At 43.8% G+C, this 22,394-nt stretch carries 17 protein-coding genes; 7 read left to right on the top strand and 10 right to left on the bottom strand.

The annotated features are described in order from the left end of the window. Positions 1–11: 11 nt before the first annotated feature. Both GJU87_RS15730 and GJU87_RS15725 read left to right on the top strand, forming a co-directional pair. Positions 12–1,271: an asparagine synthetase B gene (locus GJU87_RS15730; protein ID WP_153640360.1), complete on the top strand. Its 1,260-nt coding sequence runs from the start codon at positions 12–14 to the stop codon at positions 1,269–1,271. A gap of 316 nt (positions 1,272–1,587) precedes the next feature. After that, on the top strand, positions 1,588–1,965 hold the full coding sequence (locus GJU87_RS15725; protein WP_153640359.1) for an HU family DNA-binding protein: 378 nt from the start codon (positions 1,588–1,590) through the stop codon (positions 1,963–1,965). A 352-nt stretch (positions 1,966–2,317) separates the two neighbouring features. Here the strand turns inward: GJU87_RS15725 and GJU87_RS15720 are convergent, their stop codons facing one another. From GJU87_RS15720 to GJU87_RS15695, 6 genes are all read right to left on the bottom strand, one after another. Continuing rightward, entirely contained in the window at positions 2,318–3,433 is a 1,116-nt protein-coding gene (locus GJU87_RS15720; protein ID WP_153640358.1) for a hypothetical protein, read from the bottom strand. 20 nt (positions 3,434–3,453) lie between these two features. Beyond that, a complete protein-coding gene (locus tag GJU87_RS15715) occupies positions 3,454–4,920 on the bottom strand; it encodes a SusD/RagB family nutrient-binding outer membrane lipoprotein (RefSeq protein ID WP_153640357.1) in 1,467 nt (488 codons plus the stop codon). Positions 4,921–4,934: 14 nt separating this feature from the next. After that, the gene (locus GJU87_RS15710; RefSeq protein WP_153640356.1) at positions 4,935–8,180 is read right to left on the bottom strand and encodes a SusC/RagA family TonB-linked outer membrane protein; all 3,246 of its coding nucleotides are present in this window, start codon (positions 8,178–8,180) and stop codon (positions 4,935–4,937) included. A gap of 1,132 nt (positions 8,181–9,312) precedes the next feature. Continuing rightward, positions 9,313–10,083: a YjjG family noncanonical pyrimidine nucleotidase gene (locus tag GJU87_RS15705; RefSeq protein WP_153640355.1), complete on the bottom strand. Its 771-nt coding sequence runs from the start codon at positions 10,081–10,083 to the stop codon at positions 9,313–9,315. A gap of 27 nt (positions 10,084–10,110) precedes the next feature. Continuing rightward, a complete protein-coding gene (rsmI, locus tag GJU87_RS15700; RefSeq protein ID WP_153640354.1) occupies positions 10,111–10,833 on the bottom strand; it encodes a 16S rRNA (cytidine(1402)-2'-O)-methyltransferase in 723 nt (240 codons plus the stop codon). A 4-nt stretch (positions 10,834–10,837) separates the two neighbouring features. After that, positions 10,838–11,581 carry a hypothetical protein gene (locus GJU87_RS15695; protein WP_153640353.1) on the bottom strand — a complete coding sequence of 248 codons (744 nt, stop codon included), beginning with the start codon at positions 11,579–11,581 and terminating at the stop codon, positions 10,838–10,840. Between the two features lie 203 nt (positions 11,582–11,784). Here GJU87_RS15695 and GJU87_RS15690 point away from each other — a divergent pair, with 203 nt between their 5' ends. Both GJU87_RS15690 and GJU87_RS15685 read left to right on the top strand, forming a co-directional pair. Continuing rightward, the gene (locus tag GJU87_RS15690; RefSeq protein ID WP_153640352.1) at positions 11,785–12,360 is read left to right on the top strand and encodes a thymidine kinase; all 576 of its coding nucleotides are present in this window, start codon (positions 11,785–11,787) and stop codon (positions 12,358–12,360) included. Between the two features lie 6 nt (positions 12,361–12,366). Further along, complete coding sequence (locus GJU87_RS15685; protein WP_153640351.1) at positions 12,367–14,850, top strand: bifunctional UDP-N-acetylmuramoyl-tripeptide:D-alanyl-D-alanine ligase/alanine racemase; 2,484 nt, start codon at positions 12,367–12,369, stop codon at positions 14,848–14,850. A gap of 69 nt (positions 14,851–14,919) precedes the next feature. On the opposite strand, the gene GJU87_RS15680 is transcribed toward GJU87_RS15685, so the two are convergent. From GJU87_RS15680 to GJU87_RS15670, 3 genes are all read right to left on the bottom strand, one after another. Further along, entirely contained in the window at positions 14,920–15,621 is a 702-nt protein-coding gene (locus GJU87_RS15680; protein ID WP_025863260.1) for a Crp/Fnr family transcriptional regulator, read from the bottom strand. A 130-nt stretch (positions 15,622–15,751) separates the two neighbouring features. Further along, positions 15,752–17,401, bottom strand: a complete 1,650-nt coding sequence (locus tag GJU87_RS15675; protein ID WP_153640350.1) for an NAD+ synthase — start codon at positions 17,399–17,401, stop codon at positions 15,752–15,754. Between the two features lie 33 nt (positions 17,402–17,434). Next, positions 17,435–18,097, bottom strand: coding sequence for a porin family protein (locus tag GJU87_RS15670; RefSeq protein ID WP_153640349.1), 663 nt, complete (start codon positions 18,095–18,097; stop codon positions 17,435–17,437). Between the two features lie 171 nt (positions 18,098–18,268). Between GJU87_RS15670 and gldB the strand changes: the two genes are divergently transcribed. Further along, a complete protein-coding gene (gene gldB, locus GJU87_RS15665; RefSeq protein ID WP_153640348.1) occupies positions 18,269–19,279 on the top strand; it encodes a gliding motility lipoprotein GldB in 1,011 nt (336 codons plus the stop codon). A gap of 52 nt (positions 19,280–19,331) precedes the next feature. Here the strand turns inward: gldB and GJU87_RS15660 are convergent, their stop codons facing one another. Next, entirely contained in the window at positions 19,332–20,123 is a 792-nt protein-coding gene (locus tag GJU87_RS15660) for a DUF1080 domain-containing protein (RefSeq protein WP_153640347.1), read from the bottom strand. A 418-nt stretch (positions 20,124–20,541) separates the two neighbouring features. Here GJU87_RS15660 and GJU87_RS15655 point away from each other — a divergent pair, with 418 nt between their 5' ends. Together GJU87_RS15655 and GJU87_RS15650 are read left to right on the top strand one after the other, a co-directional pair. Further along, positions 20,542–21,573 carry an ATP-dependent 6-phosphofructokinase gene (locus GJU87_RS15655; RefSeq protein WP_153640346.1) on the top strand — a complete coding sequence of 344 codons (1,032 nt, stop codon included), beginning with the start codon at positions 20,542–20,544 and terminating at the stop codon, positions 21,571–21,573. Positions 21,574–21,588: 15 nt separating this feature from the next. Beyond that, positions 21,589–22,392 carry a nitrilase-related carbon-nitrogen hydrolase gene (locus GJU87_RS15650; protein ID WP_228492020.1) on the top strand — a complete coding sequence of 268 codons (804 nt, stop codon included), beginning with the start codon at positions 21,589–21,591 and terminating at the stop codon, positions 22,390–22,392. Positions 22,393–22,394 lie beyond the last annotated feature (2 nt).

The following is a 22,394-nucleotide window of genomic DNA, read 5'->3' as shown; positions in this document are numbered from 1 at the left end:
ACAGGTTGAATATGAAGCGAATTTTCTCTCTGGTGACTCTACTGTTTATCTTGGTAGTAAAAGCACACGCAGCTTTTTTGCTGATTCCCATGGATGATCAGCAGAAAAATCACCTCAAAGCTTATGGCGTTGTTTATTGGGCTCTTCAGCAGGATGTGGAAGTGAAGTGGCTGTTGAATTACCGGGGAGGAAGTTTCCTGATGCCATCGAACCGGAATGTCCATGACGAGTGCCTGATTCGTGGCGTTAGCGTAGAGACGATTCCAGATGCGAAAGCTTCATCAATCCTTCAGTACATTGCACGTGAAGACGTGAACATGGATGCCGTTGCCATGCAGAAAGCGCCTAAAATTGCAGTCTATTCCCCTCCAAATAAGCAACCCTGGGATGATGCGGTAACCCTCGTGTTAAGCTATGCGGAAATTCCATACGATGTTGTTTACGATCAAGAAATTCTTGATGGGAAGTTAAAGAATTACGACTGGTTGCACCTTCATCACGAAGATTTCACCGGTGAGTTTGGGAAGTTCTACCGGAACTATCATAACATGCCATGGTACCAGGAGGAGGTACGTGTTAATCGCGAAATGGCGGAAAAAAACGGATTTCAGAAAGTTTCCAAGCTCAAGCTTAAGGTCGCAGAAATCATTAAAAATTTCGTCAAAAACGGCGGCTTTCTGTTTGCCATGTGTGCAGCAACCGATACCTACGACATTGCTCTGGCTGCCCACAACACCGATATTTGTGGGCCTATGTATGACGGCGACCCGGAAGATCCGGACATGGATAGCAAGTTGGACTTTGGCAACACGCTGGCTTTTCAGAATTTTCACATTGTCAAAGACCCCTACGCTTATGAGTTTTCCGATATTGACGTAACGGAAACCAGAAAAGTAAAGCCGGAAGACGATTATTTCACCTTGTTTGATTATTCAGCAAAGTGGGATCCCGTGCCAACGATGCTCACACAGGACCACACTCGGATTATTAAAGGTTTTATGGGGCAAACTACGGCGTTTAACGAGGATAAATTAAAAGCGAATATTCTCATCATGGGTGAAAATAAAGCAGCCCATGAGGCGCGTTATATTCACGGTGATTATGGAAAGGGTTTTTTCTCTTTTTACGGCGGCCACGATCCGGAAGATTACCGGCATTTAGTGGGCGATCCACCGACCGATTTAAGCCTTCATCCCAACTCACCCGGCTACCGGCTAATCTTAAATAATGTTTTATTTCCTGCCGCGCGTAAAAAGAAACATAAAACTTAGCAAACGCACTTCCTTCCCGTTAAAGTTGTAACGTTTGAGTTTTGTATTAGCCGCCTTATTGGCAAATTAACTCTTAAATTCCTCTCTTTTTTGTCGAGTACGCGTTGGAAATGAAAAAAAAATCACCTTGATAGAAATTTTTTTTCATCCTGATGAAAATATTATTCCATCGGGATGAAAGTAAATTTCCTTCCTGATGAAGCTGTTTGTCTGCTATAGCTGAGAAATTTATGTTGTGTGGAAAAATTGAATTTTTGAGAATAAAGTTCTAAATTCATTCATGATAAATTTATGTTCCACCAATAAAAATTTAGTTATGCTAAATTACAAACTAATCGAACGAGGGGTTCCCGGAAATCCCGAAGCTCCCAAGAAGCTATATGCTATGCCTGTTATAAACGGGAAAAAAGACATCCAGTCATTGAGTTCTGATATTATGGATATCTCTTCGTTAAGCAGGGGAGATATTAATAGTGTAATTATTAATTTGGTTGAAAGAATACCGAAGATTCTTCTTGACGGACAATCAGTCAGCTTAGGCGAGTTAGGAACGCTACGAATCAGTTTTAGTAGTGAGGGGGTCGAGTCGGAGGAGGATTTTTCGACCTCGAAAATTAAAAACGTGAAGGTCATCTTTACCCCGGGGAAGCTGATAAAAGAGGAGATAAAACGCGCACATTTTGCTGCTAAATAGACGTAGTTAAGTGCCTAAGAAAACCCCGCTGAAATTAATTTTCGGCGGGGTTTTTTATTTACCATATGGTGTCATACTATTTTAACGAGTACAAAAAAAAAGAGCAGGAATTCCGGAGATTTCCTGCTCATACTAAACCAGGGAATAAATTGGGAATAGCTGGAATAGTAAAATCTTTTGCTATTCAACCAGTCAATTAAAAGCCTGGGTTTAGATTAAAATCCCCCTTGCGGGGAATTGTATTTTACTTGAAGAACAGGAGCCCGGAGAGAGAGTGTGTGTGATTGTTGTATCTCTAATCTATGAGTATAGGTAGTATTAAAAACGGGCTCCTGTATATTCTCAGTATGTTTTAGTATTTATACTCAATTTCAATCGATGAGTCTTCCAAAACACCTTGCGGTTTGTTAACGGCAGTCACCATCAGGATGCCATACATGTAATCACCGGTACCACGTTTGGTGCGGAAGATGTATACATCACCTGCAGAAGCATTAGGAACAGATGTTACGGCTCCTGAGAAATCAGTTGCTTCAATGGCTGCCATGTCGGCATTCTTGTAATCCTCATCGCTGGCTTTAACCAATTGAGCATTGTTCAGTGCATTAAAACCGACTTCAACCGGACCACCCAGTATTGGATAAGCAGCTGTAAACTGTACATCCGCACTATCGCCGGCAGTCGCCGTATCAACGAGTCTTGCTTTCATCAGGTCGTATGCCTGGTTGCTGGTAGTATCCAGAGTGAAAGTTTCAACATTGGCAAGACTGTAAGGAGCAATCGGGACCGGGGCAACTGAAGAGGCTGTTTTGCTACCGGCTGTACCAGTTACTTTTACATAAAGCGTATCGCCTACCTGGTAATCAGTTCCTTTTACCTCAATTGAATCGCTTGTATTGAAAGGACCAGCCATCGCAGCATAAGTTCCATTCGCGCCGACTTTTGTTTCAACAGTAACTCCGTCGACTGATTCTGTTACCGGTTCAACGGCGAATTTCACATGAAAAACAGTGTCGGTACGGTGAGTCACATCAGGAACTTCAATCGAAATTGGATCAGCAACGGTAATTGTTTTATAACGAGTTATGTTTTTACCGTTGTATGAGCCTGAAAATTGCAGACTTGCTGAATAATCGATGCCTGATATGCCTAACTGGCTATTGGTGAGTGTCATCGAGCCGCTACCGTCAGTCAAATCAATAGTCCCAAGATCTTTTTGTGTATCTGAAAGGACATTGCCGTCTGCATCGGAGCTACTCAATAGAGTAACACTCAAAGAAGAAAGGTTCTTCTGCTGGTTTTCAATTGATACCGTGGCAGAATTGTCGAGGCTTGTTAAGCCATCACTTGAAATAAAGAACTCTGTGCCGAGATTCGTAAAATCTACTTTGTTAGCTTCATCTTGCTGACATGCCGTCATGAAAAGAGTGAAAGCTATTCCCACAGATAAGATTATATATTTTTTCATTTGATTCAAGATTAATATTGTTAGTATTTATCCCAGAAGATTTTCGTGGTCAGTAAGTCCCCTCCGATTGCAGATGCTGCAGCTTCGTAGTTGTCTTTGTTCAACGTCTGCTCGTTAATCGGGAAAGTAAACCTAACAGGAATTTGATCATAGCTGTCAATTGTCGGAGCCAGATTGAATATCGGGTAATCCAGACGACGCCATGTTGTATAACCTATCAAACCTCTTGTGTAGGAAGCTAACCAGGATTGAGTTCCAATTACTTCTTTCCAACTGCCCGTTGAGCTTACCGCTGAAGTATAGTTAACCGACGGCTTATCGAGGTATGCGGACGCTTCGGCGGCGGTTCCACCCCACCAAATGATAGAAGACTTAACTCCTTCGTTGTAATAGTCTTCGGCTGTTTTTCCTACGTTGTACCCCCTTGCGGCTGCTTCAGCCAGATAAAACTGAAGTTCTGTGTATGTCAGGATAAAGCCCGGGAAAGTAGGATCGAGCAACTTATCCGATACGTGAGAGTAGTTGTCGAAAGGAGAACTTTCCCCGTATGTACCTCCTACATAGCTGTCTCCGTTTTCCGAGAAATACAATGGCAGACGAGGGTCGTTCAGGTTGTTCATGATATCAACGATAGTGTTAGCCGGAACGAAATCGTGACGTCCACTCAATACGAGGTCCTCATAGAGGGTGTTCGTATTCGGGGTGTTAGTCAGGTATGGCATCAGGCAGTCATCGTCAGATGAGGTGAAAGCGTTCTGATAGGCGCTTTCAACAGTTGATTGAGCCAGAGATGGGTCTACATCGGCCAACGTGATACCTAACTTAACTTTGAGCGTATTGGCAAACTTCTTCCAGGAAGCCACATCACCACCGTAGTATAAGTCAGCTGAGCCGAAACTGTCACCGGAATCATCAAGACCTGCAATGTCAGCATCTACCCGCTTGATGAGGTCCTGATAGATACTCATTCCATCGTCATACTTTGGATGAATATTATTGATATCTAGTGCTTCAGAATAAGGAACACTTCCGAAGATATCAACCAGCCGCTCATAAGAGTAAGCCTGTAACAAATCAATAATGTAAAGTTTATTTTTTTGTACCGTTTTACCAGCGTCGGAAGAAGGTGTTTGAGCGGTTATTAGCTCTTTGGCGCGCTGCAGGTCACTCAATACACCATCATTCGATACTGCACCGGTATAATAGTAATAGAATGTCCAGTCTGCAATGGTACGGTTAACGATGTCGTAGTTGGCCTCGTCAGTATAAGTTGTTTCCGTCCAGTACTGCGCCCACAACTTCCATACGTTGTTGTTGACGTTTGTGCTGGAAATCTGGTCCGAGAGGGTCTTCTCTGCATTGGAGAAGAGCCATTCTCCCTGAACTTCCGACGGGTTCTTTGTGTCGGTGTTATATTCTTCAAATTTATCGGTACATGACGCGAGAAGTGCAATCACTACCAATAATAACCAATATCTGTTTTTCATAGTTGCGTCGATGTTTAGAATTGAACTTTTACACTAAAACCAATATTCCGGGTAGTGGGCATTACACCACTCTGCCATCCTTGAATATTACCGGCACCCTGGCCTGCTTCAGGATCGGCATGCGGAAGATTTTTGTGAATGATCCAAAGGTTCGAGCCTACAACGCTCAATGAAGCACCAGTAATAAAGGTGTTATTAAGCAATGTTTTCGGGAGGTTGTAGGTCAGCGATGCCGAACGCAGTTTCACGTAAGATGCATCATATACAAATTTACTATTCGGGTTTTTGGAGTATCCGAATACACGATAGTCATTACCTGGGACACGGATGTCGTTGGGTGTACCATCCTCTTTAACGCCAGGAAGAACTAGGCCTCCTCCGTTTGCAATTGTGTTGCGCACGGGGTTACCCAGATCGTTTGTAAAATCCGTTTCGGCGTAAAGGCCGGTAGCCATTCCGTACCATTGGTCAAGTGAGAAGACGCTACCACCTTGTTGTACATCAACAAGGAAGCTTAATGCAAAATTGCTATATGTCAGAGTGTTGCTTACACCGCCAGTCCAATCGGGATTCACATTACCGATTACGATATCTGAAGTGGAAGTTTTTTCGTAATAACCGTTTGAACCAACAACCGGTTGCCCGTCTTTGTAAACGAAGTCAGTACCCTGGATCGTTCCATAAGGTTCACCTACGCGGGCATTGATGGTGACACCACCTTGCAACGCTGCAATTTGGAGGTTGTCTACACCTTCGGCCAGAGAAATAACCTTGTTGTCGTTTTTCGACCAGTTTACATTAATATCCCAACGGAATTTGTTAGTAACAACAGGCGAAGCGTTCAATTGTAATTCAATACCTTTGTTTTGTACTTCACCGGCATTTACATATTTTCTTGAATATCCTGTTGCTAAAGAAATTGCAACGGGCATAATCTGGTCGACTGAGCGGTTGTCGTAGTAAGCAATATCAAACCCAAGTCGGTTGTTCCAGAAGTTCATTTCCAACCCGGCTTCCAAACTATTTGTTTTCTCCGGCTTCAGGTTTTCATTGTTTTTCGTATTCGGAACCGTTACCATTGGGTTACCGTTGAACGGAGAATTCTGTACGTAGGTATCTCTAATGCTAGCGAAAGGTGCACTGTTACCCACTTCTGCGTAGTTCAAACGAACTTTACCTAATGATAGCCAGTCGTTTTGTACCAAATTCGAGAAGATGAAACTACCTGAAACTGACGGATAATAATAAGCGTTGTTATTAATAGGAAGTGTTGATGACTGGTCTCTGCGGATAGCGGCGTCAAGGAACAACAAGTTGTCATAGCCTAATGAAGCCTGTGCAAATACACCATTCACCTGAACGATACTGTAAAGTTCATCCGGAGGCAACATAGGAGATGTACTGTTGCTCAATGCATATACATCAGGAACTGCTAATCCCCCGTTGGTTGAAGCATAAACCTGGTCAATCTTGGTTTTGCGAATGTTCATACCGAGCAGACCTGTCAGATTGAGTTTTTCTGTCAGATTCTTATTGAAATTGGCCATCAGGTCGATGTTGGTTTCGATGAACGAGCGATTCAGTCTTGAATAACCAGACGTTACATCAGGACGGCCAACGCCAAACTCACCGGCAACAGAACCCACGGCTTTTCTTTCTTCCTGCAGTTCGTCGTAAGTATCGACAGAAACACGACCAGTCAAGGTCATCCAGTCAGTGGCTGTCCAGTCTAGCTTTGTATAACCAATCAACCGATTACGCTTATCTTTTTCGTAGTTTTTGAATCTTACCCAGTAAGGGTTGTCCCAGTATTCGGGGGTGCCGCTGGTTGGAGAGTGGCGGTTCCAGGTAATATTTTGTCCAGTTTCTTTGAACAATCTTTCCTGTTCTTTAATATCAACGTTTACCTCAAACCACTGCCGGAAAGAAGTCAGGATGTTATCGGAATAACCGGTTGAGTTACGACCTTTGCCTTGGGTGTTAATGTAGTTGGCCATGGCAGTAACCTTCAGGTTATCGAGAATATTATACGTAGCATTGAAGTTGAAGTTGTTTTTCTTCAATTCACTGTTTGGCATAATACCGGTTTGGTCGAAGTTTGTGTATCCTAAGCGGAAAGTTGATTTATCGCCTCCACCACTAATGTCTATACTGTTCGATTTAGTGAGAGCGGTGTTGAAGAATGTATCCGGACCATTTTTAGCAGCAACCCAAGGGGTAGCCTTGCCGTAGTTCGGCGATTCCGGAACAAATGCATCATACTGATAAACCATCAAACTTGGGTCGAATTTTGTTCCCATCGATGCATCTTCGGTCGTAGGGACAACCAGGTCGGGAGTTCCATCTCCGTTAATGTCAGCTTCTGAAAGACCCGGATATTTTCCCCCGCTATAATAGGGGCCGTAACCAGCGCCGTAATTGTGCTGATATTTGGGAAACGTTGTTTTATCAATTGTTCCAACTGTGAGATTGGAGCTGATTGATACACCTACACCTTTTTTGTTTTTCTTACCTGATTTGGTGGTAATCATGATAACGCCGTTGGCTGCACGCGAACCGTAAAGTGCAGTTGCAGCAGCACCTTTCAGTACGCTAATCGAAGCGATATCATCGGGATTGATATCCGATGCGGCATTACCATAATCGTAGCCATTACGTCCTGTTTGTTGCCCCGAGTTGTTTGTCGTCGAATTATTAATCGGAATACCATCTACTACGAACAGTGCCTGGTTGTTACCGGTCAATGACGCATTACCACGAATAACAACGTTGGTAGAACCACCCATGTTACCGTTGGCTTTAATCTGTACACCGGCAGCACGACCTGAAAGCAGGTTGGCGAAGTTATCGGTCTTCACCGTGCTCAGATCATCACCGCTAACCTTCTGTACAGCGTATCCCAGAGATTTCTTCTCACGGGAAATACCGAGAGCGGTTACAACCACTTCGTCCACGGCAACGTTTTCCGGTTCCAGTTTAATTGTGTAAGTACTTTGAGAAGTAAGGGGAATTTCCTGTGATTTCATTCCCACAAAAGTGACAGTTAAGGCAGCCGCATTTTCCGGTACCTTCAATGTAAATTTTCCATCCATGTCGGTAATCGTACCTAAAGTGGTACCCTTAACAACAACAGATGCTCCAGGTATTGAACTTCCGTCTTCGCTGGAAGTCACAAGACCTGAAATTTCCCTGGTTTGTGCAAAAACGACCTGCAATCCAAGAAACCCAAGGAGAGCAAGTAACAGCGAAAATTTTTTCATAAAAATAGTTTTAACGTTTAACAGTAAGCATTAATTCCCAATTTTCAGGTGGTTATAAAAATTACAAGCATTTACGGACTAAGAATTACACACGCTCCAGATTTGTGAATCTGGCCTTACATGGCTTTAGAACCATGCCTCCCCCTTCATCCGGTATTTTACCGGGCATCAATCAATATTAAATTTTTCTCTTTCTGACCGACTCCGCCAAGTCGGTTACATTATGGTACACCTTCCTTCTAAATCATAACTAATATAAACGCATTAGTTAAAAAGTGTTACCGGATGCAAATATATTCAAATGAAATTTATATGCAACTTTTTAGATACTTTAGGAAAGTTCATGAGAGGGGTATTAAGAATGATTTTTAACCATGATTGAAGTCATTTCTTGCCTTTTTCAATTTGAAATTGTCAGAATGTGAGGATTTTTCATGTTGTACAGAATCATTCTAAAACATAAATCGCTATATTAATTTAGACACAATCTAAATAATATATAAACAGAGAAGTAATTTTTAATTAACATTCAGCTGCTGATTTTAGGGGGTGGGTTCGGCAAATGTGTGTTTACTTTTTGCGGGATGCTGTTAGGATGAGGGGGTGGTTGTTTGAAAATTTTGAATTTGGTGTTTGGTTCGTAAAAATGGAGTGGTCTCATGATGAAAAGACTGTATTTTGAAAAGAGTCAGTCTGGAAGTAGTCGGTTTTAATCTGAAATGAATACCAGCTTTAAATTGTTAACCATTTGCAGGGGTAATTAGAAAAATTGAAATAAAAAACAGGAGCCCGGAGAGATTGTGTGTGTGATTGTTGTATTCGAATTTAATCTATGAGTAACTAGCGGATTGGGCTCCTGTCATTTGTCGTATTTTTTAAAGACATAAAATCAGCTTTAAAGAGCGTTAGTGGCTTATGTGCTATATCGAATACACTTTCAATACGTAACCGAAAGTGGGAGATAAAAAACGTTTTAGCATCCAAAACTCACATAAACAAATATAGTCAATTTCGCTGGTGTTTATGCGTTTTGGGTAACAATCTTTTAGTATCTATCCCTAAAATGCTTTAAATCGTTGGTGACTGTGGCTTTTGGGTAGTACGATGAAAAAAATCAGAGGCACTGCCTGATTCAATACACAACATCCAATAATTCCGGAAGCTGATGAATAAAATAAGTGGAGGTGCGTCCGTTGGTCAGATGAATATATTCTGTCTTTTTATTCTCGATTTTTTGAGTCTGAGGCGATTCAAGTAGTTGAGCAAGGTTGTCTGAGAAATCATCGGACAGAAAGACTTGATCAATGCCAAATTCAAGCGCACCTTTTATATCGGCTTCCCATGAGTCTCCTATCATCAATGATTCCTGTTTGCGGGCATTGGTTGATTTCAGGGCATGTTCAAATATTTCGCGACTCGGTTTTGGGGCTCCGATTACTTCCGATATAAATATCTTGTCGAAAAAGTGGTCCAATTGACTGTTTGCCAGCTTTTGATGCTGGACTTCACGAAAGCCATTGGTAATGATGTGGATTTTGAATTTTTTATGCAAAGCTTCCAGAACTTCGCGGGCTCCTTCAACCAATTGAGTTTTCAGTGGCATCTGGGACAAATAAGCCTCGTTGATTTCAGCCCCTTTCCCCAGTTGAGGTAATCCATATTCCTGTAAAGAATCTTCAAACCTTTTGACCGTCAGCTTATCCTTGGTAATCTCCCGGTTTCGATACAATTCCCACAGATGGTGATTAATACGGAAATATACCTTGAAGTAATCTTCGAAACTATCAAGTTTTGTCAGTAAGCCCAATTGTTGAAAAGCACTCTCGAGAGCATCGTACGAGTTGGTTTCAAAATCCCATAGCGTATTATCCAGGTCGAAAAACAGGTGTTTGTATTGTTTCATGAAATCAAATATCGTGAGCGAGATGAATTAAATCATCCCATTACCTTCGTTTTTATTTTTGTCTTTGTTCTTCAGGGCGTGTTGCAAACCTTCCAGGACCACAACAATCTCGCCTTTTACCCCTTTTTCTGTAAAATGAGCGGTTACCTCGGCAATGGTGCCGCGTACATTTTCTTCGTGTATTTTTGAAAGCTCCCGCGAAACCGAAATTTGTCTCTCTTCTCCAAAATGCTCTGCAAATTGTTCCAGCATTTTCAACAGGCGGTGTGGTGACTCGTAAAAAATGATGGTGCGCTCTTCTGTTTCCAGTTCGGTCAATCTTTTTTGTCTACCCTTTTTCTGAGGGAGGAATCCTTCGAAACAAAACTTATCAGAGGGAAGACCTGAGTTAACAAGAGCCGGCACAAAAGCCGTTGCTCCGGGTAAGCATTCCACTTCGACTCCCATGTCCAGGCAACTGCGCACCAAAAGAAAACCGGGATCAGAAATACCGGGAGTTCCGGCATCTGAAATCAGGGCGATATTTTCGCCTGCCAGAATTCGTTCGGCAAAACGGCCGGCAGTTTTGTGTTCGTTGAATTTATGATGAGCAGTGACTTTATTTTCGATTTCGTAGTGTTTCAATAATTTTCCCGAAGTCCGGGTATCTTCTGCCAAAATCAGGTCCACTTCTTTCAGAATTCTCACGGCCCGGAAGGTGATGTCTTCCAGATTCCCGATAGGAGTGGGGATGAGGAATAATTTTCCCATAGTATTAGCTTAAAAAACGGCGTTTAACCAATGACAAAAACTTCTGACTGGTTTCCGTCTTACTCCATTTATAATTTGATTTCAGGAAATGGACAGCTTCCTGAATGTTCTCGGCCCGATCCAGCTTGTCGACAGCTTCGTTGAACTTGTCACTGTTGTTACCAAAAAGCTCTCTCACAAAAAGGAACCGGTCGTTCAGACTGATGCCTTCACGGATACTTCCCAGCGGTCGGTTTGTGAACGAATCTTCCTTGTAGTCTTCACCAATCAGGTCGTTTATCGAACGTTGTGCTGCCACCGATTCGCCTAAGGTTTTCTTGTTTTCCTGTTCAACTTCAAGCAACTCCATGTCTGGGTCTTCTTGCTGTTCTTCGGAAACCGGCTCCTCTTTTTCTTCAGCTGCAGTCTCTGCCTGTTCAGGTTCTTTGGGCTTTTTACTTTCTGGTTGCTTTTCGTCTTTTGTTATTTCTTCTTTTTTCACTTCCGGAGTAGCCTCTTCTTCTAATTCTAAAGTCTTTTCTTCAACCTTTTGGCGGTTTTCCGGTGAAGTTTTCACTGCGGAAGGTTCTGCTTTTTCCACAACTTTCGACTTCAGCAATTCCAGTTCTTTCACGACGTTTCGGGCCCGGGCCAGAACAATCTCCACTTCATCCGAAGTGAGCCCGGTATCTGTGTATAAATCAGCTGCCAGGTTATTTAATATTTTGATGTCATCCTTAATGATTTGCAACAATATTGAGGCTTCCATATGTACGATGATTTGCGATTCGTATTTGAGAAAGTAAAAGTATAAAAAAGTCAGGTCCTGCGTGTATCTTGTTCGTTATTAATCCTTAATCATCGGTGGTTAATTTTGCTTTGCTCGCCGTTGAAAAATGATTGAAAACATATTTCGTTCAATTGTGGGAAAAGAATCTCTGAGGTCGGTGACAATTTGGTTATTTTTACCTCATGTTTATCGAAACGAACCTAAATGCAAAAACAAAACATGGCTGTATCGAAGTGATTGCAGGGTCCATGTTTTCCGGTAAAACCGAGGAATTGATTCGCCGGTTACGCCGCGCCGAAATTGCCCGGCAGAAAGTGGAAATATTCAAACCGGCTGTTGATGTGCGCTATTCAGAGACTGACGTTGTTTCGCATGACGAAAATGCCATTCGTTCAACAGCCGTTGAGAACTCCTCGAACATTCTTTTGTTGTCAAGTAATGTAGATGTTGTGGGCATCGACGAGGCGCAGTTTTTCGATGAGGGGATTGTGGAAGTGTGTGTGAAACTGGCCGATCAGGGTGTCCGTGTGATTGCAGCAGGACTCGATATGGATTTTCGTGGCAAACCGTTCGGTCCCATGCCGGGGTTAATGGCTTGCGCCGAATATGTCACCAAGGTACATGCTATTTGCATGCGTTGTGGAAATTTAGCCCATTACAGCCACCGTTTGACGGATGCGGACAAGCTGGTGGTTTTGGGAGAGAAAGAAGCCTACGAACCGCTTTGTCGGTCATGCTACCGCGAAGCGACTAAATAAAGCTTTATGACAGCCTATTCCTTACAAAATGTATTGGAGATTACAGATGGAGAGTTGCACGGAGAAAAAAACGCGAAGCCAATCCGTTTTTTGTCATTCGATAGCCGCACCATTCTGGCCGGACCTGAAACGTTATTTTTTGCCCTGAAAGGGAATCTGCGGGACGGTCACCAATACGTAAGGGATGCGTACTTGCGGGGAGTCAGAGCTTTTATCGTTGAAGATATTCCGGAAGATTCGGAGTTGACAGACGCTTCTTTTATCCGTGTACCCAATTCGTTGGAAGCTCTTCAGAAATTGGCAACTTACCATCGAAACCGTTTTAATTATCCGGTTATTGGAATAACCGGAAGTAACGGCAAAACCATTGTGAAAGAGTGGCTGAGCGAGTTGATGGCCCCGGAGTACAAAATCATTCGCAGTCCGCGCAGCTATAATTCGCAAATCGGAAATCCACTTTCGGTCTGGTTGATGGACAAGCAATTCAATCTTTCCATATTCGAAGCGGGTATCTCCAGACCCGGCGAAATGGAGAAACTCGAAAAACTGTTGCATCCTGAATGGGGTGTTTTCACTCATCTGGGGCAGGCTCACCTCGAGAACTTCCGGAATCAGCGTCACTTGGTTCAGGAAAAACTGCAGCTTTTTAATCGCAGCAAGCATTTCGTTTTTTGCTCGGATTTCGATGAATTGCAAAAAGCGGTTGATGCTAAGAAGGCTGAAGGTTGGAGTGCTGAACTTTTTCGCTGGTCGCGTGAAGAGGAAAGTGCCGACTTGTATATCGGTAAAGAAGAAAGACAAAAGGACGGCTCGCAATTAAAAGCAATCTTCAACGAACGTGAAGTCGAAATTTTCCTTCCTTTTACCGACGATGCTTACGTAGAAGATGGTATTCATTGCTGGGCAACCATGCTGGCGAGGGGATACGAGCCGGGTAGTTTCGAGTCGCGGTTCGCGCGTTTGGCGCCGGTTGCTATGCGGCTGGAGCTGAAGAAAGGTCAGCATGGAGCTATCGTAATTGATGACTCGTATAACTCCGATACCGGTTCATTACTCAATGCGCTCGATTTTTTGAAGCAGCAGGCCGGGAATAGTGGTAAACGTAGTACCGTTATTTTATCAGATATTTTGCAGTCAGGCATTCCCGATGAACAACTTTATGGTCAAGTGGCAGAATATCTCGCTTTACGAAAGGTGGAGCGCTTCATCGGCATCGGCCCTAAGATCAGCCAACACCAGGAGCTTTTCCCGGTAGGTGACAAGGCATTTTATAATTCCACGGACGATTTTCTGCAACACCTGAATGGAAGGCATTTTCACGATGAGGTGATTTTGCTAAAAGGAGCACGGACATTCCGGTTCGATTTGATTTCGGACATGCTGCAGGAGAAAGTGCACCAAACAGTGCTCGAAATTAATATGTCAGCACTGGCACATAATCTGAAAGTTTACCGTCAAAAATTGAAGCCGGATACCCTCATCATGGCTATGGTAAAAGCCTTTTCCTATGGAACGGGTTCAACGGAAGTGGCTCGTGTATTGCAGTTTCACGGCGCAGACTATCTGGCGGTGGCAATTGCCGACGAGGGGGTAGCGCTTCGTAGGGAAGGCATCGAACTTCCCATTGTGGTGATGAACCCTGAAGAACACAGCTTCGATGCGATGATTGAAAACCGGCTGGAGCCGAATATTTACCGACTCGAATTATTGAAAGACTTTGAAGCGGCACTCCGACGAAATGCCATGCGTAATTTTCCCATCCACGTCAAGCTCGATACGGGTATGAAACGCTTGGGATTCGAAAGGGAAGAACATTTGAAAGAGTTGGTTGCTTTTGTGCAGTCTCGCGATACTATATATATACGTTCCGTGTTTTCGCACCTGGCTGTTTCTGATGAACCGGTCGAAGATGAATTCAGCGAGCAGCAGTTTCAGCGCTTTGATGCATTGAGCAAGATTGTTACTGACGGATTCGATTACAAAATATTAAAACACATCTTGAATTCAGCCGGAATAGAGCGTTTTTCCGAAAGGCAATACGATATGGTTCGGTTGGGGATTGGACTCTACGGTGTGAGTTCGTTTATACAAAATGAGCTACAAAATGTAGCAACGCTGAGAACCACTATTTCACAGATACGAACCGTGCAAGCTGGCGAAACAGTTGGCTATGGCCGAAAAGGTGTGGCAGATAAAGCAATGGAAATTGCTGTTTTGCCCATTGGTTATGCCGACGGCTTCAACCGTTTGTTGAGTAATGGTGCAGGATACGTCAGCATAAAAGGCCGAAAGGCGCCGGTCGTTGGGAATATTTGCATGGACATGTGCATGGTTGATGTAACCGGTATCGGTGTTCAGGAAGGCGACCGGGTGATTGTATTCGGTGAAGAAGTTCCGGTAAGTGAAGTGGCTGAAACTTTGCACACGATTCCATATGAGGTGTTAACTTCCGTCGGACAACGGGTGAAACGCGTGTACTTTGCAGAATAAAAAAGTCCGGCAGTCATTCGTATGACTCCGGACCGGCATTTCGATTAGATATGTGTCGAACTGATTTTGTTATCCCAGTTTACTGATGCGCTGCAATTGCTGCAGATCCAGTATTTTGATCTTCCGGCCATCAATCGCAATTACTTTTTCACCGGCAAAGGTCGAAAGTGTCCGAATCGCATTCGAAGTTGTCATATTCGAAAGGTTCGCAATGTCTTCACGCGACAGGTAAACCTTCAGCGTCATGCCGTCGTTTTCGAAACCATACTGGTTGCGAAGAAGCAATAATGACTCGGCCAAACGTCCCCGGATATGTTTCTGTGTGAGACTAACCGTTCGTTGGTTGGAAAAACCTAACTCACGGGCCAAATCTTTCATCAGTGCCAGCGAAAAATCGTGGTTGCGCAACAATACATTGTAAAGAATATCCGGAGGAATGGTGATGATGGCGGACTCTTCAATTGCCACTGCAGTTCCATTATGCATTTCATCGGCAAGTAAGGACCGGTATCCAATCAAACCGTTCTGTTTAACCATCCGGATGATTTGCTCGCGACCGCCAACCCCTTCCTTGAAAATTTTGATTTTACCTTCCTTCAGGTACTGCATTCCGGCAGGTTTGTCACCTTCTTTGAAGATATACTCATTTTTCTTGTAATAGGTTAAGGTCTGATGTTTCTCTACTTCTGCCTTCTCCTCGGGAGTCAGGAGATAAAATATTGTTTTGTTGTCTTCAAATTGACCTTCGAGGTCAAAGTTTGAACTAAACATATAATTCGGGCATTTATGTTATACAGCATCAAAGTTAAATAATTAATCCAAATATAAAATTAATTTGAAGGAATTGTAAACTCAGATTTAAGAGGTCTGAGGAAATGCCATATATAAAACCTTAATATTGTCAATAAGGGTACTTTGCGACCAGTGGCATTTTACGTCCAAAGCCGAATGCTTTAGAGGAAACCCGAAGGATTGGAGGCGTTTGGAATCGCTTGTATTCGTTTATGTTAACTTTTCGCACAGCCATGTGAACCGTGTCCTCTTCAAATCCCATTTCGATGATTTCTCTCGGGCTTTTGGCCAACTCGATATAGTTGAAAAGAATTTTATCCAAAATATCATAATCAGGTAACGAATCTGAATCTTTTTGATCAGGTCGTAATTCGGCCGACGGCGGCTTGATGATCGTATTTTCCGGAATCACTTCCCGCTCGCGATTCATAAAGCGAGCCATGGCAAATACATCCGATTTGTATACGTCGCCTAAAACCGAAAGGCCACCGTTCATGTCGCCATACAGCGTTCCGTAGCCAACGGCTGCTTCACTTTTATTGGATGTATTCAAAAGGATATGTCCGAACTTATTGGATATGGCCATCATTAGTGTTCCGCGGATGCGGGCTTGTATATTTTCTTCGGTTACATCGGGCTCTCGTCCTTCGAAAACCGGAGCCAGTGAATGATCGAAAGCGTCGACCATTTCGTGGATATTGACAATTTCATACTGAATTCCCAGATTTTCAGCCAGATCGCGGGCGTCGGTAATGGAATGCTCCGACGAATATTTAGAAGGCATTAGCAACACACGCACATTTTCAGGTCCAAGAGCCAAAACAGCCAGCACAACGGTAACAGCCGAATCGATTCCGCCGGAAAGTCCCAGGGTTGCCTGTTTGAAGCCCATTTTCCCGAAATAATCCCTGATACCTAAAACCAGTGCATCGTGAATTTTTTCAATCGGCTCGTATTCGCGTAAGGTGTCCTTCGAGTTGGTATTTTCTGTATCGATAATCCGAAAGTCCTCTTCGAAATAAGCCATTTCACTGACCACATCGCCATTGGCGTCGATAAAGAGTGACCCGCCATCAAAAATGATTTCGGTTTGCGCTCCCACCTGGTTGACGTAAACAATCGGGATATTGAAATCGCGGGCATTGTTTAGCAAAATGTCTTTGCGGAGTTTTTCCTGGTTGTAGGAGAACGGCGATGCAGAAAGGTTGATAACCAAATCAGGGTTTTGTTTGGCATACTCCTTCATCGGGGAAACCGCATACAGTTTTTCCCGTCCGAAAGCGCTTAGCACCGGTTGGTTGTACCACAAGTCCTCACAAATGGTCACCGCCAGCTTTTTGCCGTTCAGCTCGATCAATTCGAAATTACGGTTGGGCTCAAAATGGCGGTATTCATCAAAAACATCGTAGGTCGGCAGCAAAGTTTTGTGGTGCACGCTTTCAATCTTGCCGTCTTTCAGGAAAAAGGCACTATTGTACAGCATTTTTCCCTTCGGGCTCCGGTTGATACTTGGTCCGCCCACCAACGCTGCAATGCCGGTACAATGCCGGGCAATTTCTTCGATGGTTTTCTGCGAATGCTCGATAAATTCTTTTCGTTCGAGCAAATCGTGCGGGTAGTATCCCGTTACCGACAATTCAGAGAAAACGACCAGTTCGGCCCCCGCTTCACGGGCTTTTCCGATATGGCGGATGATTTTTTCCTTGTTATCCTGAAAATTACCAATGTGGTAATTGAGTTGAGCCAGCGCAATTTTCATTGTTTCAGCGTATGCTTAATGTCAGTTATCTAATTAAAAAATGAATCCGAGGCGAAACCGCAGCGTTTTGAGGTTGGTGTTGTCGTTGACAGACGGATTGGAGGTCACATCGGTGAAGCCGTTGTTGTAAACAACACCGGCTGTGAGGGCATTGTTCCCACCCAGATCGTGCTCGATACCAAAACCAATATTCAGGCCCATGCTGAACATTTTAATCTCATCATTGATGCTGGCGTCATTCAGTGTTCCGTCGCTGCTGGTACCCGATGATTTAATATTCAGCCAGTTTGTCAATCCGAATTGTGCGTAGATATTTAGCCGTCCAAAGTCTTTCGATCGAAGCTTAATAGCCAGGGGCATTTCAAGGTATTTCAAGCGATACTCGATTTGCGTTCCCGAAGGAAGCGATTCGCCGGCAAACGTAAAGTTCTGTCCGGTCTGGTAAATCAGGTTTCCTCCTGTCTGGTTCATCGTTAAACCGGTCGTCAGCGCATAACTTTCGTTCCCGAGAAAAATGTCGGCTTCAACACCATAATCGAATCCGAGGTGAGCCTGGTCGTTACTAACACTCTTCGAATCGGAGGTTAACCACGAAAATTGTGGGTTGGCAACGAATGTCAGGCGAAAAGGGCGCTGAGCATACGATGAGAGAACCATCATCGTTAAAATAGCGGTGAGTACAAGAGGTCTTTTCATTTTACGATAATCAAGATTACACAAATAATTTACTGTTGGTTTTTTATTTTTACACGAAGTTTGCAAAAAAGCAGTTTGTTTGAGCGACTTTTTGACAACTTCGGATAAGACACAAATCTCCGGTTTTTAAGTGAATTGAACAAAATTAATGATAATTCTAAATCGCACCAGATGAAGAAAGTTTTCCTGCTGTTAATTCCGGCTATTCTGATTGTTTTTACAGCCTGCCGGCAGAATCGGTTGAAAGTAGATGTTTCGAATATCGATGTTTCGGTAAAAATCAAACGATTGGATCAGGACTTATTTAAGGTGACTCCATTGAATGAGGATTCGTTGCTTCCCCAAATAAAAAAGGAGTACGGCGACTTCTTCAAACTTTATAACTATCGGATAATACGGCTGGGGAACCCGGATGATATTCAATACCCAAATTACCTGCAGACGTTTTTAACCGATCCGATGATTCAGAAAGCCAAAGCAGGGGTCGATTCAGTTTATCCTGATTTGTCGGGGCTGAAGAAGCAGTTGACAGGCGCGTTCAAACACTATAAGTATTATTTCCCCGATAAGAAAGTGCCGGATGTGTACACCTGCATTTCGGGCTTTAATCAATCGGTGGTGATGGCGCAGGGAGTTTTGGGGATTAGTCTGGACAATTACCTTGGTGCGAATAACTCGTTCTACAAAGAACTGGCGCTGCCTGATTACCGGAGAAAAAACATGCGCCCTGAGATGATAGCACCGGATGCGATGCGTGGTTGGGCCATGTCCGAATATCCCGAAAAATTATCTCAGAGCAAGCTCATCGATCACATGATTTATCATGGAAAGTTGATGTATTTTCTGGATGCGATGTTCCCGGATATGGAAGACAGTTTGAAGATTGGCTACCCGGAAAAAAAACTGGAATGGTGCAAGAAAAATGAAAGTTCGATGTGGACTTACCTGGTAGGGCATAAGTTACTTTTCTCGACCGAACGACTGGAAGTTCTGCATTACATTAACCCGGCGCCATATACTAATAGCTTCACGTCTGAATCTCCCGGAAGAACAGGTGTATGGCTGGGTTGGCAAATTGTCCGCAAGTACATGCGAAAGCACAAGGAAGTTACCCTGGAAGCCTTGATGAACGACACGAATTACAGTGAGATTCTGAACAGCTCGGGATACAATCCTGATTGACGACATAAAAAAGGCCCGGAAATTTCCGGGCCTTTTTCTTATATAACTTCTTTTAGAGTTCTTTGATTTTGATGTTGCGGAACCAAACATCGTCACCGTGATCCTGCAGACCAATGTAACCTTCGGTAGCCACGTTTGCCCAGTCGGGGTTTAATGCCGGGAATTTAGAGTCGGCCACCAGTTTGTTCCATTCCGGAGTCCAGAGGTGGTATTCAACAACGGTTTCGCCATTTTGCTTATGCACAATGGTACCCTTGTAACTGATAATTTCAATAGAGTTCCATTCGCCAGCCGGCTTGGCATTTTGCGGTTTGGCCGGAATCAGGTCGTACAGTGAACCAGCCTGACGGTTTCCGTCTTTACCCAATTTGGCATCGGGGTGACGCTCGTTGTCCAGAATTTGCATTTCAGGAGCAGTTTCCCAAATGTGATCTTTGGTTTCCTGTCCGAGATACATGATACCTGAGTTTCCACCTTCCGAAATTTTCCAGTCAAGCTTTAGGTCAAAGTTGCCGAACTTTTTATCATAAATGATGTCTCCGCCGTCAACTGCACCGGCTTCTCCACGACCGGAGCCGATGCAATGCAGTGTTCCGTCAGCAACTTCCCAACCTGCCGGGAAGTGATCTTTTTTATATCCGCGCCAGCCATCAGAGGTTTTTCCGTCGAACAACAGAACCCAACCGTCTTTCTTTTCTTGATCAGTTAACGTGTTGAGGGGAGCGGGTGCACTCTTTTCTACTTTTTCAGCAGTAGCTTTTTCGTCATTCGCTTTTTTCGATTGATTTTTACAGCCAGCAAAGGCGATGGTTGCAACCATCAGGAGCAAAACAATTTTTTTCATGAGTTGATGCTTTTGTTTGTTAGTGTTACGATTCAGTTTCTTCGCTAATTTAAAAATTTATTGATAAAAGGGATCGGTATTAAGGAACTTCTGCGGGTATTCATTAATACTTTTATCCCTTTGCTTGTTCGTTCAACAGGGCTGTACCAATAAAAGGTGTTTCGATGAACACTTCTCTGATACGCAATATTATATTATTGTCGGGGAATAAGTGTTTTATACTTGCAAGAAATTAGGTTCGGTCGAATGGTTGGTTGACAAGCCCAAGCTTGTAACCAATCACAAAAATAAGAAAAATTGAATGCATAAATTTTCTATACCCACGGTAATTCTATTAATTTGTTAGGCAAAATCGTTCTTAAAGCTGCAATTCATAACATTTCTTAATTACTATCATAAGGAATAAACTCCATCCAGCATGAGTAAAAAAGGAAAAAAGATTGGAATTCTGACGGCCGGTGGTGACTGCCCCGGGCTGAATGCTGCAATTCGCGGTGTAGGTAAAACTGCCATTGTAAAACACGGTATGGAAGTCTACGGATTTACTGCGGGTTACAGTGGGTTAATCAACAAGGAGTATTTTAAGCTCGACGAGCCCAAAGTGTCCGGAATCATTACCCTTGGCGGGACGATTTTAGGAACTTCCCGGGAGAAGCCCTATAAGCTGGAAAAAGGGGAAGAGTTCAATGATAAACCAGATTTGATCCGGCAAACGTATGAAGAGCTGGATCTCGATTGTGTGGTTTGTATCGGTGGTAATGGTACCATGAAAACCGCCAGCATGATGGCGAAAGAAGGTTTAAATGTCATCGGTATACCGAAAACCATTGACAACGATGTGTACGGAACGGATGTCACTTTCGGATTCGATTCTGCCGTTGGGATTGCTACTGAAGCCATCGACCGTTTGCACTCGACAGCCAACTCGCATCAACGTGCAATGGTTATCGAAGTAATGGGGCACCATGCCGGATGGATTGCATTGTACGCCGGAATGGCCGGTGGAGGTGACATCATCCTGATTCCGGAAATTGACTACCACATCGGCAAAGTGTGTAAAACCATCGAAGAACGTTTTGCTAAGGGAAAACCCTACTCGATTGTAGTGGTGGCCGAAGGAATTGATAAACCGAAAAAGATTTCGGCTGCGCGTTATGTTGTCGAAAATATTCAGACTTACACCGGCATCGAGGCGCGCGAAACCCGGCTGGGATATATCCAGCGAGGTGGAACGCCGTCGCCAATGGACCGAATTCTGGCAACTCAGTATGGAGCGTTTGCAACGGAACTGATTGCCGACGGAGCCTATAATAATATGGTCGCTGTTCGGAACAATGATTTAGCAGCTGTCCCGCTGGATGAGGTTGGCGGAAAATTGCGGTTAGTTGATCCGTCTGACCCACTGATTCTGAAAGGCCGGAATCTTGGAGTTTCGTTTGGAGACGAATAATTTATTCATCTTTTGATGGAAATGAAGATTGCCACGGTTCAGTTTGCGCCCGTTATAGGAGATACTGATGCGACGGTTGCCAGGCTTCGCTCTTTGTTGAAAGAGGCTGCAGCGGCCGATTTGGTCGTCCTTCCTGAACTGGCAAATTCAGGTTATGCATTTTCCTCACAGGAAGAAGCCTGGTCGCTTTCCGAATGCGTGGAAGAAAGCCATTTTCTTTCCTTCCTTACGGAAGAATGCAGGAAACACCAATTCGCGATTGCGACAGGATTTAACGAGCGATACGGTGACAAACTTTTCAATTCGGCTGTTTTACTCGATGCAGATGGTGTGATCGGTACGTACCGGAAAGCACATTTGTTTTTGAACGAGAAAGATATTTTTGAACCGGGAGACACAGGTTTTCCGGTTTTTTTGTTGGGTGAAGTGCGCGTGGGAATGCTAATTTGTTTCGACTGGGTTTTCCCCGAAGCCTGGAGAATCATGGGGCTGAAAGGAGCCGACATTGTTTGTCATCTCAGCAATTTGGTATTGCCCGGCCTGGCCCAAAGGACAGTTCCGGCACACGCCGTCACCAATCGGTATTTCGTCGCTTTAGCTAATCGAATCGGACAGGAGAGGGAGCTTACCTTTACGGGAAGCAGCCTGATTTGTGGAGTAAAAGGAGAAATACTAGCCGAAGCAGACGCTACTAAAGAGCAGGTGCTGATGACAACCATTGATCCGCTTCAGGCCCGTGACAAATCGTTGACAAATCGAAATAACTGGTTGCAGGACCGACGTCCGAAGTTGTACCGGGACGAAGGTCTGACAGACTAGTT

This window comes from Prolixibacter sp. NT017 (assembly GCF_009617875.1).
Lineage (GTDB): Bacteria > Bacteroidota > Bacteroidia > Bacteroidales > Prolixibacteraceae > Prolixibacter.
This window is presented reverse-complemented; position numbering and strand designations above follow the sequence as displayed.

Coding starts and splice junctions, on each gene's coding strand:
- GJU87_RS15675 (WP_153640350.1), bottom strand. CDS start 17,401: ATGAAAATTGCGCTGGCTCAACTCAATTACCACATTGGTAATTTTCAG.
- GJU87_RS15690 (WP_153640352.1), top strand. CDS start 11,785: ATGTTTATCGAAACGAACCTAAATGCAAAAACAAAACATGGCTGTATC.
- rsmI (WP_153640354.1), bottom strand. CDS start 10,833: ATGGGAAAATTATTCCTCATCCCCACTCCTATCGGGAATCTGGAAGAC.
- GJU87_RS15670 (WP_153640349.1), bottom strand. CDS start 18,097: ATGAAAAGACCTCTTGTACTCACCGCTATTTTAACGATGATGGTTCTC.
- GJU87_RS15660 (WP_153640347.1), bottom strand. CDS start 20,123: ATGAAAAAAATTGTTTTGCTCCTGATGGTTGCAACCATCGCCTTTGCT.
- GJU87_RS15720 (WP_153640358.1), bottom strand. CDS start 3,433: ATGAAAAAATATATAATCTTATCTGTGGGAATAGCTTTCACTCTTTTC.
- GJU87_RS15685 (WP_153640351.1), top strand. CDS start 12,367: ATGACAGCCTATTCCTTACAAAATGTATTGGAGATTACAGATGGAGAG.
- GJU87_RS15725 (WP_153640359.1), top strand. CDS start 1,588: ATGCTAAATTACAAACTAATCGAACGAGGGGTTCCCGGAAATCCCGAA.
- gldB (WP_153640348.1), top strand. CDS start 18,269: ATGAAGAAAGTTTTCCTGCTGTTAATTCCGGCTATTCTGATTGTTTTT.
- GJU87_RS15710 (WP_153640356.1), bottom strand. CDS start 8,180: ATGAAAAAATTTTCGCTGTTACTTGCTCTCCTTGGGTTTCTTGGATTG.
- GJU87_RS15650 (WP_228492020.1), top strand. CDS start 21,589: ATGGAAATGAAGATTGCCACGGTTCAGTTTGCGCCCGTTATAGGAGAT.
- GJU87_RS15695 (WP_153640353.1), bottom strand. CDS start 11,581: ATGGAAGCCTCAATATTGTTGCAAATCATTAAGGATGACATCAAAATA.
- GJU87_RS15705 (WP_153640355.1), bottom strand. CDS start 10,083: ATGAAACAATACAAACACCTGTTTTTCGACCTGGATAATACGCTATGG.
- GJU87_RS15655 (WP_153640346.1), top strand. CDS start 20,542: ATGAGTAAAAAAGGAAAAAAGATTGGAATTCTGACGGCCGGTGGTGAC.
- GJU87_RS15730 (WP_153640360.1), top strand. CDS start 12: ATGAAGCGAATTTTCTCTCTGGTGACTCTACTGTTTATCTTGGTAGTA.
- GJU87_RS15680 (WP_025863260.1), bottom strand. CDS start 15,621: ATGTTTAGTTCAAACTTTGACCTCGAAGGTCAATTTGAAGACAACAAA.
- GJU87_RS15715 (WP_153640357.1), bottom strand. CDS start 4,920: ATGAAAAACAGATATTGGTTATTATTGGTAGTGATTGCACTTCTCGCG.